Below are 16,882 nucleotides of genomic sequence, written 5' to 3' on the forward strand. Positions count from 1 at the left end.
GCCGATCGACATTCTTGGGGGAGGCTTCGTTGTCGCTCCGCCTTCAAAAGGCTCCTACGGGCCGTACCAGTTCGTTCAGGGTGGATTGGACGATCTGAACGACCTACCGGCGCTTCAGGGGCTTCTGCAGCCTTCAGCGGCGCGCGAAGCGCGATTGCCGCAACGTCGCGGCATTGAGGAAGGTCTCAGAAACACCACGCTCTGGCGGCGCTGCATGGCCATGGCGCGTCGATGCGATGGCCCGGCGGCGCTTCTTGAGATGGCGTTGGCCGAGAATACCGTCTGCGAGCCGCCGCTCGCGCAATGGGAGGTCGAGAAAGTGGTTCAATCAGCTTGGAGATACGAAGAGCGCGGACTCAATTGGATCAACGATCGGTTCGTTGTGTCAGTGGTTCCTGTTTCACACGGCGACGTCGATGACCTCATGGGGAAGTCGCCTGACGCGTTCGTGCTGCTGACATACCTTCGTCGGCACAACTTCGACCGCAACGAGTTCGTCGTCGCCAACGCCATGGCGCCATCGATGCCGGGCGGTGGTTGGCCGCGCAAGCGCCTGGCGAGCGCCAGAACCGTCCTCGAGGAGGAAGGGCGCATCGTGCCGATAAAAAGAGCTGGGATCAGGTCGGGACCGACAAACTACGCGTGGCCGTCTCATCGGGTGGTCGAAAATGACCAGCAATACTACACTCCCTCTGCCTCCTAGCCCCCAGCTATTAGTGCTTAGACAGAATAGGACATTCGCAGCCGAAGCCCGATCTGCGAGCCTCTCGCATACCGCGGGCAGGCAGACGACGGCGGGTGCCACCCACCCCCCGTCAAGTTCCCAAAGACCGAAGGGGACCGCCACCGCTTGGGGTCGCACGCGCACAACTTTTTTTGGGGCGGCCGGAATTTTCGGCCGGTTCGCACGAAAGGACCGAAAAACCTTCCGACGGCGAAAACGTTGGAACTGTAGGCAGGCGCGCAATTGGGACGGCGCTAAAGCGGAAACCTGCGAAGCCGAAAAACTCGTTTTCAAACATGGTTGCCGCCCATGAAGAACATGCGCCACCACGTCGAACGGTTGGCTGCGGCGGCCGCATGCCTTAAGGCGCCGGACGAAAACTTCCTTGTCGCAATCCTGACGCGGATGTCCATTTCGTGCGCCGAAGCTCACCCGGCACCGCTGCCTCATGCAGCAGACGGAGCGCAACCGACTAATCATCGCCTCCCGCGTATCCTTTCACAGGACTGCGAGTGGAAACGCTGCGACAAATGAAGTCGGTCGCACATTCGCTGTCTATCGAGCAAGCGAGTGGCGACATCATCAGTAACCTGTTTGGCCGCCGAGCAATCTCAATTTGCGGCGTACGACTATTTGAGCTGTTCCAATTTGAGTGGAGGTCCGTGTTTGGCGCAAAGCGGACAATCTCACCATCCGCAAGAAGTTGGCCGATACGACGCTGAGTTCTAGAACCTTGGACCCGGGTCAAGCCCGAGCGCGTGCCGCCCGGCGAAGACGTAGCTGTTTGCGTTCATCGCAATGTGCTTAGTCGCGGCTTGTATGTCACGGATCGATCGTTCGATGGTTCCGGACTGAAAGATCGAGGCAGCGCCGCCTTCGGAAGCCACGATCTCTGCGATCCGCAACGCGGCTTCTCCTGCATTTGTGCAGGCGAGGCGAAACGCGATGCGCGCGTTTATCAATTGGTCAACATTGCCATCCAGAGAATTCAATAGCTCTGTCATCGTCGAGACAAGATAAGCGCGCCCTGAGCCATGCAAGGCCGAAGCCCGACCAAGCGAAAGCTGCACGGTCTCGCGGTCACGCTGCGCCACGCCAGCGCGGGTCTTTGCCGTCGTCAGAGCGATGAATGCGTCAATCAGGCCGCGTGCTATCCCAAGTGGGACCACCGACACGGTCCAGGGAAACGCCGACATGGCGGGCAACCTGTAGATGCTGCCTTGAGCTGTGGGAACAGTATTGAAAAGCGGATGGGTGTGTTCGCTCGGGACAAATACGTTTCGCACCTCGAAGTCGCAGCTTCCCGTGCCCCGCAATCCCGAAACATTCCAGTTGTCGTCGACGGTGACCTCGTCGCGCGAAAAATAGCAGCAGATTGACAGCGGTTGGCCTCCGTTCTGATCAGAGACATTGCAGACACCCATGAAACGGGTGGCGTGATGCGAACCGCTGCCGAATGGCCATCGCCCGTTTACCCGGTAACCGCCTGGGCAGGCGACCGCTGCACCTACGGCGCCAGTGGCACCGACGATAAATGCGTAGGGGTCTGAGAACCATTCTCGGGCGACCGATGCGTCCAGATAGCCGGCGGCTCGGCTCATGCCGGCACCGTTACCAATGAGCCATCCGACCGAACCGTCAAGCGCGGCTGCTGTCTCGACGATGTCCATGAAGTCGAGTGGTGAACATTGGGGGCCCCCCAATTCGGCCGGCAGCCACAGCCTGAAGAGATGCGCGTCGGCCAAAGCCTTGAATACTTTGTCGGGTATGCGTCGATCGCGGTCGAACGCATCGCGATTTGCGGCGACAAGCGGGGCGAGGCCCTTGACAGAAGCAATGCTTTGAACAGCCCGATCGTTATCACTCTTGAGCATGATCCCTCCGTTCGGCCCACTCGACTTCAGGTCGATAAGCATTGCAACCAGGAACAATTCACCCGAAGATGAACCACATTCATCCAAGTGAACCGGATGCGCAAATTGCCACCTTTGGCCGAGCTGCGGGCTTTCGAGGCAGCGGCGCGTTTGCTGAGTTTCAAGCAAGCTGCGGCAGAGCTCGGGCTCACGCCAACGGCGGTCAGTCACCAGATCAGATTGCTGGAAGAGCACTGCGGGAAAAAGCTCTTCAGGCGTCAGCCGCGGCCGCTGGCTATGACCGAAGCAGGGCAGCAGCTTTTTCCATCTGTGTACGGAGGCTTTGAACTGTTCGCCGAGGGACTGGCAACGGTGCGGACCGGAAGCGCTGGCAAATTGCGGATCACTGCGACGAATGCATTTGCTGCGCGGTGGTTACTCCCGCGGTTGACCGAATGGCGTTTGAGCCATCCCCGCTTGAAAATCGAGATCATCGGTACGGACAACGTCCTTGATCTTGCGGCCGGAGAAGCTGACGTTGCGATTCGTTATGCGCGGACGCCTCCTAACGCGCTGGCTTCGGTCGAATTGGTTCGAGATGTTTTCTTTGTCGTTGCCAACCCTAAACTTTTGAGGGGGAGGAGATTGCCACTCCAACCGGCAGAACTGGCCGAGCTTCCGCTGATCGATACTGATTGGCCGGCAACCGACACTTTGGCGCCGACCTGGCGTCGCTGGCAAGCAGTTGCCGGCCGCGGTCGCAAAATAATGCCAGATTTAGCGTCGATGACCGAGCTGAGGTTTCAGGAAGAATTGCACGCTATTCAGGCTGCTATCGATGGGCAGGGGGTTGCTATCTGCAGTAATGTTCTTGTGGAACCGGAGCTGAGACAGAGAGCACTGCTGCCGGTGTCGAAGATCACACTTCCCGGCTATGCATTCTACGCCACTTATCGACTCCCCAACCCCAAGGAGAAAGCAATCGAGGCCTTTGTCGATTGGACGTGTAGGGCAATAAGCCAGCCCCGCGATCAATTGACCTGAACGTTTCCATGACCGCTTCTGGCGCAAAGCGGACTTCCAACTATCGCGCATCACGGCAGAGGCGCGTTGTGCGGTGCCAGTGCGACCTCGAGGCCTGCATGCAGGCGTGAACCGTCTTGGCGGCCGAATTGCTTGACCAACTGGTTGGCATCGAGCTTGGGCGCGAGCTGCTTCAATTTCTCGGCCAAACGTTCGGATGCTTCCTTTTGTCCCTGCAGGGCATAGGCTGCAACAAGGCCCGCCAAAGCGCGCGGATAGGTTGGGCTGAGCGTGGCCGATCGCTGGAAGTAGGCGATCGCCGCGTTGTAATCGCCGCGTTCGAGTTCGGCATTGCCGGCGAATTCGAGCCAGACGGGCATCACCGGATCGCGCGGACTGAGGCGCATGGCGTAGCGGACATAATCGAGCCCTTCCGCCGGCTTGCCGGAGCGGATCAGGCCGTTGCCGATCTGGCCATAGGCGCTTGCGTCGCTCGGATTGATCTCGATTGTCCGCCGCAGATGCTCCATCGACTCCGGCAGCGTCGGCAGCTTGTTGAGCGCCAGTCCAAGATAATAATGCGCGCTGCTGGAATCCGGCGCGTCTTTCAAAATTTGGCGCAGGATGCGGATCGCTTCCTTGCGATGTCCGGTGGAGTCGTTGTCGAACATCTGCGCGCCCATGCGTGCGTGATAGGCGCCCAATCCGATCTGTGCCGAGAGGTTCTGCGGCTCGCGTTGCAGCGCCTGCTGAAAAAGGCCGAGGGCCTGGCTGTAGCTGCCAGCATCGATGGCGCTCATCGCGGCCCAGCCGCGATAGGCGAGCGCGCCGGCATCGACATTCTTGCTCAGGCGCAAGCCCTCGATGGGCATGAGGTCGAATTGCAGCTCGCGGGCAATGCGACCCACGATCTCGTCACGGACGCCCTGCCGGTCGGTCCCGTCGCGATCGACGCGATCGCTCCAGATTACCTGGCGCGTGACCGGATTGATCAATTCGACATTCACGCGAAGCAGGTCCTCCTGAAGGCGGACGCTGCCTTCGAGGATGTAGCGCACCTGCAGTTCCGTTCCGATCCTGGCGACGTCCTGAACCTGTCCCTGGAAACTACGCGCCGTCTGTCGCGAAATGACGCGGAACGAAGGCAGGCGCGACATCATGATAGTGAGGTCATCGGTCAGCATGTCCGCACGCAATTGCAGCGTATCGTCTCCGCCTCCGACCACCGCGAAAGGCAAGATCGCGATCGGAATGAGATCGCTCTTGGCCTGCGTTTGCGCGCGATCCGCTGGGGACCGCCAGGAGTCCAACTGGGCGGTACGGGGATCATGCGTTCCGATGGCGCCAAACAAAGGTTTGATCGGATCGAGATCATCTACTTCGATGGCGATCACGGCGGCGATGATGGCGACGGCTGCAATCGCCCCGCGCAAGATTGCCGTGCCGGATGGTCGCTTCCATCGTCGCCTGGGCGCGGATGCGTCGGGGGACGGTATTGGAATTGCCGTAAGAGCGATCTCTGGCTCTGGCGTGTGGAGATCCGGTGCGACGACGGTAATCGAAGGCGGTGTCGGTACTGTTTCGATCACTGGCGGCGCCGCGTGTGGAGCGGTCTCCTGGCTACGGATTTGCTCGAGCAGCTCCCGTGTCTCGCGCTCCGGGGCGACGCCGAGTTCGCTTTTCAACGCTTCCGCAAATTGGGCGGCGCGACGCAGGGCTTCGGCCTTGCCGCTATAGCGCGCTGAACAGATGATAGCGAGGCGTTGCCAGTCCTCGCGCAGCGGGTCGAAACCGAGCAGCCGATCGATCGTTGCGATAGCGAGGTGAGGGTCACTGACCAATTCCGGCCGCGTGGCGAACACGTTACACAGGCTGCCAAGCGCGTTCTGCCATTTCGTGCGCTGGACGCCGAGCCAATCCCGGAATCCGTCTTCGTCGATGTTCAATCCGGCCATCACATCGCCGGTGAATAGCCGGGCGGCCTCAGCGAGGTGGTCAGGATCAGCCGAGCGGGCAAACGCCTCGAAATCCCAGATATCGGCGGTCCAATCCGCCACATTGAAGCGAATCAGATCACCTTCCGCGGCGAGGAATGCGGGATTGCCGATTTCCTTGCGCAGCACGGCCAAAGCCTGGCGCAGGCTCTGCCGGGCCTGCTGATCGGAACAGTCACCCCATAGAAGTGCTGCCAATTCCTCGCGGCTTGCCGTGTGCTCCGGGACCATCGCGAGATAAGCCAGCAGCGCTCGCGTCTTGCGCGCTGAAAACCGGATAGGGGCCCCGTCTGGCGTCGAAGGGCTGACACTGAACCGCCCGAGTAATCGTAAACGCACGGCGACCTGCAAACGAATGGTGGACAATCGACCGCAATGGAGTCGGCGTCCGAGAAATTAAAAAGGCAATAATTGCGTCGATCCTAACGCCTCGGTGTGTGCGAGCAACAATATATTGAACAATTAGTTAGCGTTTTGACGTTTCTTTTGCGCTCCCTTCACGCCCCCATGGCGAAGGTCCGGGCATGCCATAGCTCGCAAGAGCATTGGCGAGAGGGGCCGGGGAATGTCTCAAGATCCGCGTAAGGCCAGCGAGGGGGGCTCCCCCGTGGCTGATATCGCTACAGTTCTCGCGAAGCCGCGGCGTGCGCGTGCACGATCGCGCATTCCGCTCGCCCATTCACATGCAATCCATTTTCAAATCGCCGTACCGGATGGCCCAGGGCCTGCCGGTTCATGCTGCTTTGCGGCGGCAATTTTCTCCCATCATTGACGCGATAGTCGGAGACCACGTTCATGGCCGCCATCACAACGAACCACGCTGCAATCATCGGCGATCCGACCCTTCATGACGTCTATGAGGATGCGACGAAGCCGACGCTGTCAGTCAGCGGGGTGCTGTCGATCTCGGATCTCGATGCCGGGCAGGCGGCCTTCAAGACATCCGTGATCAGCGCGACGGGCAATCTCGGCCGCTTGGTTCTGGCCTCCAACGGGACCTATACATATCAAGTTGCTGATAGCGCCGTTCAATATCTTGGTGCCGGTCTGGCCAAGACCGATACCTTCACGGTGACGTCGCTGGACGGAACCACGAAGCAGATCTCTTTTACCATCCATGGTGCCAATGACGCTGCGGTCATCGGCACGCCGACCGTGCGCGATGTTTACGAGGATGCGACCAGCCCGACATTGACCGCGAGCGGGTCGATTTCCATCAGCGATGCCGATCAGGGGCAAGCTGCGTTTACGACGGCCGTGATTTCCGCGGGCGGCAATCTCGGTACCTTGACCATCTCGAGCAGCGGCAGCTACACCTATTCGGTCGCCAATGCCGCCGTGCAGTATCTCGGTGCCAATGAGATCAAGGTCGAAACCTTTACGGTGACCTCGCTTGATGGAACGACCAAGCAGGTGGCGTTCACCATCCACGGCAAGAACGATGCTGCCGTGATCGGAGTGCCGACCGTCAGCGCGGTGACCGAGGATAACAGCGCCACGACGCTGACCGCGAGGGGCACGATTTTGATCTCGGACGCCGACCAGGGTCAGGCGGCATTCCAGACCGTGGTGAAATCGTCGAGCGGTAATCTGGGCACGCTGACCCTGTCGAGCGACGGCAGCTATGTCTATTCGGTGGCCAATAGCGCCACGCAATATCTTGGGCTCGGCGCGACCAAGATCGACACGTTCACGGTGACCTCGCTCGATGGCACCAGCAAGCAGGTGTCGTTCACGATCCAGGGCATCAATGATGCTGCCGTGATCGGCACGCCCAATGTCGTCGATCTGATCGAAGACGCCCGTAATCCGTCCCTGCGCGCCAGCGGCGTGATTTCGATTTTTGACCTGGATGCTGGCGAGGCCAAATTCCAGACGACGGTGACATCGGACAGCGGAAATCTCGGCTCTCTGACCATCACAAGCTCGGGCAGCTACAGCTACACGGTCGCTAACGCCGCTGTCCAGTATCTCGGTGCCGGCGAGGCGAAGACCGAGCAATTCACGATTTATGCGCTGGACGGGACTAGCAAGCAGGTCAGCTTCACGATCCACGGCACCAACGACGTCGCGGTGATCGGGGCGTTGCAGTCTCACGACGTCACCCAGAGCACGACATCCACGACACTGACCGCCAGCGGCGTGATCACGGTGAGCGATGCCGATCTCGGCCAGTCGTCGTTCCAGACCGCGGTCACTGCTGCGGCCGGCAATCTCGGCAGCCTCACCATCACCGCTGATGGGCATTACACCTATGCGGTGGACAACAGTGCGGTCCAATATCTCGGTGACGGGGCGACCAAGGTCGATACGTTCACCATCAAGTCGTTTGACGGGACGGCGAAGCAGGTCAGCTTCACCATCCACGGGATCAATGACGCGGCGACGATCGGAACGCCGACGCTTGTCGATATCACGGAAGACGCGACGAAGCCGATCCTGTCGGCGAGCGGCATCATCTCGATCACGGATATCGACCAGGGCGAAGCGGGCTTCAAGACGTCTGTCGTGTCAGCAAGCGGCAATATCGGGCGTCTCATCCTGTCGCTGGACGGGCATTACACCTATTGGCTGGCCGATGCGTCGGCGCAGTATCTCGGTGCCGGCGACATCAAGGTCGATACCTTCACCGTCTCGTCGCTGGATGGCACCAGCAAGCAGATCAGCTTTGCCGTCCACGGCACCAACGATGCCGCCGTCATCGGCAATCCCACCGTGCGGGATGTGACGGAAGACGCCAAGAATCCGACGCTCACCGCCTCCGGCACGATCTCGATCTCGGATGCCGATCAGAACCAGGCTGCGTTCCAGACATCGGTCGTCGCGGCATCGGGCAATCTCGGCACGCTCGCGCTGGCCTCGAACGGTGCCTATACGTACTCCGTGGCCAACAGCGCCACGCAATATCTCGGCGCCGGTGCCACCAAGGTCGATACTTTCACCATCGCGTCGCTGGACGGTACCAGCAAGCAGATCAGCTTCACGGTTCACGGCATCAACGATGCGGCGGTGATCAGCGATCCTTTGAATCGCGACGTCTACAAGACCGCCGGCGTCGCCACACTGACTGCGACGGGCTCCATCGGCATCACCGATGCGGATCAAGGCGAAGCCGCCTTCAAGACCACCGTCAAGGCAGCGTCCGGCAATCTCGGCAGCCTGCAATTGGCAAGCGACGGCAGCTATACTTATTCGGTAGCCAGCAGCGCGGTCCAGAATCTCAGCGCTACCAGCACCAAGGTCGATAGTTTTACCGTGACGTCGCTTGACGGCACCACGAAGGTCGTGAGCTTCACTATCCACGGTGGCTCGGTCAACCGTGCGGCCGTGATCGGCAATCCCGACCCCGCGGATGTGACCGAGGACACCGCAACGACCTTGACTGCCGCAGGCACGATTTCCATTTCTGATCCGGACGCCGGCCAGAACAGCTTCCAAACCGCGGTGGGAACGACGTCGGGCAATCTCGGCACGCTCGCGATGCAGGCTGACGGCCACTATGTCTATTCGGTCGCAAATAGCGCGGTGCAGTATCTCGGTGCCGGTCAGAGCAAGGTCGATAGCTTCACCATCACGTCCCAGGATGGCACCACCAAGCAGGTCAGCTTCACGATTCATGGCACCAACGACGCTGCCGTCATCGGCGATGCGCTGGTTCATGACGTCACCGAAGATGTCGCGGTCGATAACGGCAATCTGACGGCGTCGGGTACGCTGTCGATCACGGATGCCGATCTGAACCAGAATTCGTTCCAGACCAGTGTAATCAGTGCCGCTGGCAATATCGGTTCGCTCACGCTGGCGACGAATGGCGCCTACACCTATTCGGTCGCCAACAGCGCCGTCCAGAATCTGGGAGCCGGCGACACCAAGGTAGAGACCTTCACCGTCACCTCCTTCGACGGAACGCCGAAGACGCTATCTTTCACCATCCATGGCGCCAACGATGCAGCCGTGATTGGTGTGCCGAGCCAGCAAGACGTCACCGAAGACACCGGCATCGTCGGAGGAAACCTGACCGCGAGCGGCACGATTTCCATCTCGGATGTGGACCAGGGCCAGGCGTCGTTCCAGACCGTTGTATCGGGGGCGGACGGCAATCTCGGTTCGCTGACCATGCATGCCGATGGCAGCTATGTCTATTCGGTGGCGAACAGCGCCGTCAGCGCCGCGGTCGGCCCGACCGATACGCATGTCGATACGTTCACCGTCACCGCGCTCGATGGCACGCAGCAGAACGTGACGTTCAACGCGCATGGCATCCAGCATGCGCCGACACTCAGTGTCGGCGGGGCGGCGGCGGGCGTGGACGATACGCCGACATCTCTGACGATCTCGGCCGGCCTGGTCGATGCCGGCAGCACATTAACCGTGGGCATCGCTGGCGTTCCCTCGGGCTACACGCTCAATCATGGCTCCGTGTCGGACGACGGCTCGACCTGGTTCGTCAATCCGTCCGACCTGTCGGGATTGCAGCTCATTCCCACGGCGGGATCGGCAAAGCCCGGGAGCTTCGCCCTGCATGTCACCGCTTACTCCAACGACGGAGCGGCGACGGCTTCGACCAGCGCCGATATTGCCGTCACCATTCATCCGAATGACAACGAGATCACGGGCCTTGCGATCGACGGCTATATCGCTGGTGCCACCGTGTTCGCCGACGCCAACCACAATGGCGTACTCGATATCGATCCGACGACCGGCGTGCTGGAAGTCCACACGACGACGGCAGCAGATGGCAGCTTCACGCTGAATGGAGGAACCGGTCCGCTGGTCATGACCGGCGGAATCGACATCTCGACTAATCTGAGATTCACCGGCGTGCTGAAGGCGCCGGAAGGCTCGACCGTCGTTACTCCGTTGACGACGTTGATTGCAGCCATCGTAGCAGCGAGCGCCGATCATTCGGTGACGGCGGCCGATGCTGCCAGTCAGGTTGCCATCGCGTTCGGTCTCGACCCGTCGAAAAACCTCTCCACTTACGATCCCGTCGCCGATGCGGTGCGCGGAGACCCGGCTGCCGCGGCGATCCTGTCCGCCGGCATCCAGGTGCAAAGCACCGTGACGCAGGTCTCTGCGGTCGGAGCCGATAGCAGCAGCGTCTTCGGCGCCATTGCGAGCGCAGTTTCCAGCAGTGCCACGGCATCGACGCCGGCGGCGATCAATCTGAGCGACACATCGACGGTCGGCAGCATCGTCTCCAGCTCCGGCGTCGATGCCAATGCGGTGGCGGCCGTGACCAATGTCGTGTCGGCAGCGAATGGCAGCATTCAGGGCGCTGGCAGCGACGTCACGAATATCGTGAAGGCCGCGGTGGTGGCGCAGGGCTCGACGACCACGCAGCTCGCCGCCACCGATTTCACCGACACGGACCAAGTCTCGGCACTGCAGGCCCAGACCAGCGGCAGCGCATTGGCGCAATCGGTCGCCAGTGCGCCGGTCGGCGTGACCGGGCTGGCGCTGGTCGGCACGCTCGGCGCCGACACCATTATGGGCGGTGCAGGCAATGACGCGATCGATGGCCTGGATGGCAACGACACGATTTATGGTGGCGCGGGCAATGACTTGCTTTACGGCAACGCCGGCAATGACGTCCTGATCGGCGGCGCCGGCGACGATCGCCTGGACGGCGGCCGCGGGCTTGATCGTGCCAGTTATGCGGATGCGACCGGCGGCGTGGCTGTCGATCTCACGGCCGGCACCGTGCACGGGATTTCCGGCGATGCCGGCATCGGCAACGATACGCTGGTCGGGATCGAGCTCGTCACCGGCAGCGCTTATAACGACACATACAACGCCGCTGGCTTCACGGATTGGAGCGGCGATCCGGGGCGACCGGTCGGGTTCAACGAATTCCAGGGTGGTGCCGGCAACGACACCATCATCGGAACGGTGAATGCTTCCGGTCAAAACCTGACCCGCATTTCCTATATCGATGCAGCGGCCGGCGTCACCGTCGATCTGGCAGCAGGCAATGGGCACGGCACGGCCGCGGGGGATGTGGCGAATGTCGGCACCGATACATTCACCAATGTCAGCGGCGTGCTGGGCTCGTCATTCGATGACGTGCTGCTCGGCAGCAACAATCCGAACGGGACTTTCGAGCAATTCGAAGGCCGCGCAGGCAACGACTTGATCAACGGCCGCGGCGGCTATGATTTCGCCATCTACAATAACGATCCGAACACCAAAACCGGAATCACGGTGCATCTTGCCGCGGGGACCGTCACCGGTGACGCCACGATCGGCACCGACGCGCTGCTCTCCGTTGAAGGCGTGCGCGGCACCAATTTCGCCGATGTCTATGATGCGACCGGATTCAGCGGCACCAGCGCCAATGCGGGCTCGAACGGCACCTTCAACAATTTCGACGGGCAGGGCGGTAACGACCTGATCATCGGCAACGGCAATACGAGGATTCAGTATTCCCAATCGCTTGCTGGCGTTACCGTGGATATGGCGCTCGGCACCGCGCGTGGCACGGATGCCGGCGATATCGCCAATGTGGGCACGGACACATTCTCCGGCGTCAACGCGGTCATGGGATCGATGTTCGACGACACGTTGCTGGGCGATGCCAACAATAACATCTTCCAGGGGCTTGCCGGCAACGATTACATCGATGGCCGTGGCGGCTTCGATATCGCGCAGTACAGCAACCTGACCTATACGACGGGCTCCATCCAGGTTCAGATGGCCGCCGGCATCGTTACCGGCGACGCCACCAATGGTGTCGATACGATCCGCTCGATCGAGGGTATCCAGGGCACGATTAATGCCGACACCTACAATGCCACGGGCTATGGCGTAGCTGGTGCGCTCAACGTCGGAAATAACGGGACCTTCAACCAGTTCGAAGGCCTCGGTGGCAATGATACGATCATCGGCAACGGCAACACGCGCCTGATCTATAACAGTGCCACTGCTGGCGTAACCGTCAATCTAGCCACCGGCACCGCGACCGGAGACGCCTCCGTCGGTACCGACAGCTTCACCGGCGTGAACAGCGTCGTCGGCTCGGCCTTCGGCGATAGCCTCACGGGCGATGCTGGCAACAACACTCTCATTGGCGGCAGCGGTAACGATGCCATCGATGGCGGCGCGGGGGCCGACATCGCCGTCTTCAGCGGCGCGCGTTCGGCTTACAATATCACGTTCAACAGCCCTGGCGCAGGTCAGGTGCAGGTGGCCGACACGGTCGTCGGCCGCGACGGTACGGACACATTGACCAATATCGAGGTCGCGCAATTCAGCGAGCAGTCTGACCTGCTTGTCTCCGGCAGCGTCGCCAATCCGATCAATCTGTCTGACAACCGTTTCTCATTCGGCTCTGTTGCCAATCCGCTCAATGTCCTGACCGGTTCGGCCAACGACTTCGTCACCATCGGGCTCAATTTGTCCGGCCATCAGATCAATCTTGGCGCCGGTAGCAACGATACGATCAATCTCGGCCAGACCGGTAGCTACAATCTCACTTTGGTCGGCGTCGAGAAAGTGAATGGCAGCGCCGGTAACGATATTCTCTTGCTCAACAACAATGCGAACGGCCTTGCGCTCGATCTTGGCGCTGGTAATGACACCCTCGTGCTTGCCAACGGCTTCAACGCGATAAGTGTGAGCAATATCGAATCGGTCCAGGCCGGCGATTTTGCCGCAGCTTCCAACGACACACTGACCCTGCTGAACAATGTCAGCGGCATCACCGTCAATCTCGGTCTCGGCATCAATACGCTCAATCTCGCTGCCGGCACCAACACGTTCGCCAATCTCTACAGCGTCAATAACGTCAACGGCTCGGCATCGGACGACACTCTGATTCTGAACAATGGCGTAAGCACCATGTCGAATGACATGGTCATCGACATGGGCAGCGGCAATGACACGGTGTCGGTCGCCGGATCCTATTCGAGCTTCAGCCTGCTCAATACCGAGCATCTCGCAGGCGACGCCTCGGATAATATCGTGGTGCTGAACAACGCTGTCAGCGGCCTTGCCGTCGATCTCGGCGCCGGCAACGACACCCTGGTGCTCGCCAGCGGAACCAATGCAATTAGCAGCGCCAATGTCGAAAACATTGGTACGGCGGACTATTTCGGGGGCAGTGCCGCAGCTTCGGACGATACGTTGACCCTGTTGAACACGGTCAGCGGCGTGACGGTGAACCTGCAGCAGGGCAATAATACGCTCAATCTTGCAGCCGGCACCAATGCGCTGACCGTTTATAACGTCCAGCAGATCAATGGCACCGCCTCCGACGATCACCTGGTCCTGCAGAATCAGGTTTACGGATCGGCGATCAATCTCGGTGGGGGCAACGATAGCGTGACGCTTGCCGATGGCGGCAACAACGTCACCATCAGCAATGTCGATACGATCATCGGCGGTAATGGCAACGACACTATGGTTGTTGCCGGCACGGCCGGCGTCACCACGATCACTGGCGGGCTCGGCCAAGACTGGATCACCGCCGGCACCGGCATCACCAATATTCGCTTCGCGAGCACCGCCGACTCCGCCGTGCTCGGCGGCGGCGACACGATCAATGGTTTTGTCGCGGCACAGGACGCCTTCATTTTCGATCATGTCGCCGGGCTGGCCAGCAGCATTCATTTTGCAGCGAACGGAACGCTGGATGGCGGTGGCCAGTCCGAAGCGATCCTCAACGGCAACATGCTGCAGATCGACGTCAACGGCGATGGCGTGATCGGTGCCGGGGACATGCAGATGTTCCTCAATGGCCTGAACGGCTCCCTGATGGACTCCAATTTCATCACGATCGGCGTCGATCACGCTCCCACAGATATCACTCTGTCCGGCAATACCGTGGTTGAAAACAGTGCGGTCGGCACCGTGATCGGCGCGCTGTCTGCGACCGATTCCGACGCGGGCGACAGCGCGACCTTTAGCCTGATCAACAATGCTGGCGGCGCGGTCGCCATCGTCAACGGCAATCTCGTCGTTGCCGGCCCGATCGACTTCGAAACCACCCAGGCCGAAGCCATCACTATCCGGGTGACCGATTCCGGCGGGTTGACTTACGACAAGAATTTCAGCATCGCCGTGACGGAGGTCAACGAAGCGCCGACCGGCATCGCGCTGTCCGCGACCAGCGTGGCCGAGAACAGCCCTGTCGGCACTATCGTGGGGCATCTGACGGCGACCGATCCCGATGCGGGCGATGTCGATCATTTCACTTTGCTGAATGATGCTGGCGGCCGCTTCTCGATCGACGGGGCAGGCAACCTCAAGGTCAATGGCGCGCTCGATTACGAGGCGGCGGCGACCCAGCAGGTGACGGTGCGAGCCACCGACGCCGGAGGTCTGTCATTCGACAAGACGTTCACCATCAATGTAACCGACGTCAATGAGGCACCGACCGCCGTCACACTCTCGAACCAGGTGACATCGACGCCGGAGAATGGCGGCAATATCAAGGTTGCCGATATCGTCGTGGCCGACGATGCACTCGGCAGCAACACGCTGTCGCTGAGCGGCGCGGACGCGGCGGCATTCGCCATTGTCACCGTTGCCAATGGCCCGGAACTGCATTTCCTCGGCGGAGCCAATTTCGAGTCAAAGACCGCCTATGACGTGAATGTACTGGTCAATGACGCGGCCGCCACGAACCATGTCTCGCCCGATGCCGCAACCGCGTTCCACCTCGCGATCACGAATGTCAACGAGGCGCCCACGAACATCACACTGTCCAATGCCAATGTCAGCCAGGGTTCGGCCGCCGGGACGGTGGTCGGCGCGCTGTCGTTCCTCGATCCCGATGCCGGCGACACGGCCGCATTCTCGCTGGTGAACAATGCTGGTGGTGCATTTGCCATTTCCAATGGCAATCTTGTCGTGGCCGGCGCGCTGTCGGCAGGACCGCAGCAGATCGTGATACGCGATACGGACTCCAGCGGCCTGACCTTCGACAAGACCTTCACCATCAATGTGTCGAGCGGCTCCGTGATCGTCGGGACGGCGGGCGCGGACGTGCTGATCGGCACATCCGGTGACGATCAGATCCAGGGCCTTGGCGGCAACGACCGGCTGCAGGGACTTGCTGGCAACGACACGCTCGACGGCGGTGCCGGCTTCGACCGCGCCGTCTATACGGATGCCACGGCGGGTATCAGCTTCAACCTCGCATCGGGGACGGTCAATGGATCGGCCGCGGGCGTAGGCACCGACACGCTGGTGAATATCGAAGGCATCGTCGGCACAAATTTCGCCGATACCTATGACTCGACCGGTTTCGTTGGCGACAGCGCGACGCCGGGAACCCCGATCGGCCTCAACGAATTCGAAGGCGGCGGCGGCAACGACACCATTATCAGCACCACCAATAGCCAAGGCGCGCTGCTGACCCGCATCTCCTATGTCAGCGCAACCGCAGGCGTCACGGTGGATCTGCAGACCAAAATGGCCACCGGCGATGCATCGGTAGGCACGGATACGCTGGTCGGCAACGGTTTCATCGGCATCATCGGCTCGCAATATGCGGACACGCTGAACGGCAGCAACAATGGCGCAGGAACCGTCGAGGTATTCGACGGTCGCGGCGGCAACGATACGTTCAACGGTCGCGGCGGCTTCGACCGCGCCGATTACAACAACGACCCAGCGACGACCTCCGGTATCACCGTCAACATGGCGGCGGGCACGGTTGTCGGGGACAGCTCGATCGGCACGGATACGCTGCGCTCCATCGAAGCCATTCGCGGCACTAACTTCGCAGACACCTATGTGGCGACGGGCTTCAGCGGCACCAGCACCAACGCCGGCTCCAACGGCACCTTCAACGAGTTCACCGGCAATGGCGGTGACGACACCATCACCGGTAACGGCAATACGCGCCTTGCCTTCAGCAATGCGACGGCCGGTGTGACGGTGAACATCGCCACGGGCAATGCCAATGGTGACGCCTCGGTCGGCCATGACACCTTTACCGGTGTCAATGCCGTGATGGGATCGATGTTCGACGACATCATCACCGGCAGCGGCAACACATCCAGCACCGAGACGTTCACCGGGCTGGCTGGCAATGACATAATCGACGGCGGCGGAGGCTTCGATATCGCGGCCTACGAAAACATCTCGTTCACGACAGGCGCAGTCGCCGTGAATATGGGCGCCGGCATTGTCGTCGGCGATGCTTCCAATGGCACCGACACCCTGCGCTCCATCGAAGGCGTCAGCGGCACCAATTTCGCGGACACCTATGACGCCTCCACCTTCGGCACCGCGGGGGCTCTCAATATCGGCAGCAATGGCAATTTCAACCAGTTTGAAGG

At 60.8% G+C, this 16,882-nt stretch carries 6 protein-coding genes; 3 read left to right on the plus strand and 3 right to left on the minus strand.

The window, feature by feature from the left end:
• The coding region (locus ACIQ2A_RS22025; RefSeq protein WP_398483378.1) for a primase C-terminal domain-containing protein at positions 1-703 on the plus strand (703 nt) is incomplete at its 5' end.
• A 746-nt stretch (positions 704-1,449) separates the two neighbouring features.
• Here ACIQ2A_RS22025 and ACIQ2A_RS22030 read toward each other — a convergent pair.
• Entirely contained in the window at positions 1,450-2,598 is a 1,149-nt protein-coding gene (locus tag ACIQ2A_RS22030; RefSeq protein ID WP_398483381.1) for an acyl-CoA dehydrogenase family protein, read from the minus strand.
• A gap of 96 nt (positions 2,599-2,694) precedes the next feature.
• Between ACIQ2A_RS22030 and ACIQ2A_RS22035 the strand changes: the two genes are divergently transcribed.
• On the plus strand, positions 2,695-3,621 hold the full coding sequence (locus tag ACIQ2A_RS22035) for a LysR substrate-binding domain-containing protein (RefSeq protein ID WP_398483383.1): 927 nt from the start codon (positions 2,695-2,697) through the stop codon (positions 3,619-3,621).
• A gap of 50 nt (positions 3,622-3,671) precedes the next feature.
• Here the strand turns inward: ACIQ2A_RS22035 and ACIQ2A_RS22040 are convergent, their stop codons facing one another.
• Complete coding sequence (locus ACIQ2A_RS22040) at positions 3,672-5,792, minus strand: tetratricopeptide repeat protein (RefSeq protein ID WP_398483385.1); 2,121 nt, start codon at positions 5,790-5,792, stop codon at positions 3,672-3,674.
• 422 nt (positions 5,793-6,214) lie between these two features.
• Positions 6,215-6,391, minus strand: a complete 177-nt coding sequence (locus tag ACIQ2A_RS22045) for a hypothetical protein (protein ID WP_398483387.1) — start codon at positions 6,389-6,391, stop codon at positions 6,215-6,217.
• On the opposite strand from ACIQ2A_RS22045, the gene ACIQ2A_RS22050 reads away from it, so the two are divergent.
• On the plus strand, positions 6,390-16,882 hold a 10,493-nt coding region (locus tag ACIQ2A_RS22050; protein WP_398483389.1), incomplete at its 3' end, for a beta strand repeat-containing protein. The two genes, ACIQ2A_RS22045 and ACIQ2A_RS22050, sit on opposite strands and share 2 nt — an antisense overlap.

Origin of the sequence: Tardiphaga sp. (assembly GCF_044336785.1) — a bacterium.
In the GTDB taxonomy this organism is placed as follows: domain Bacteria; phylum Pseudomonadota; class Alphaproteobacteria; order Rhizobiales; family Xanthobacteraceae; genus Tardiphaga.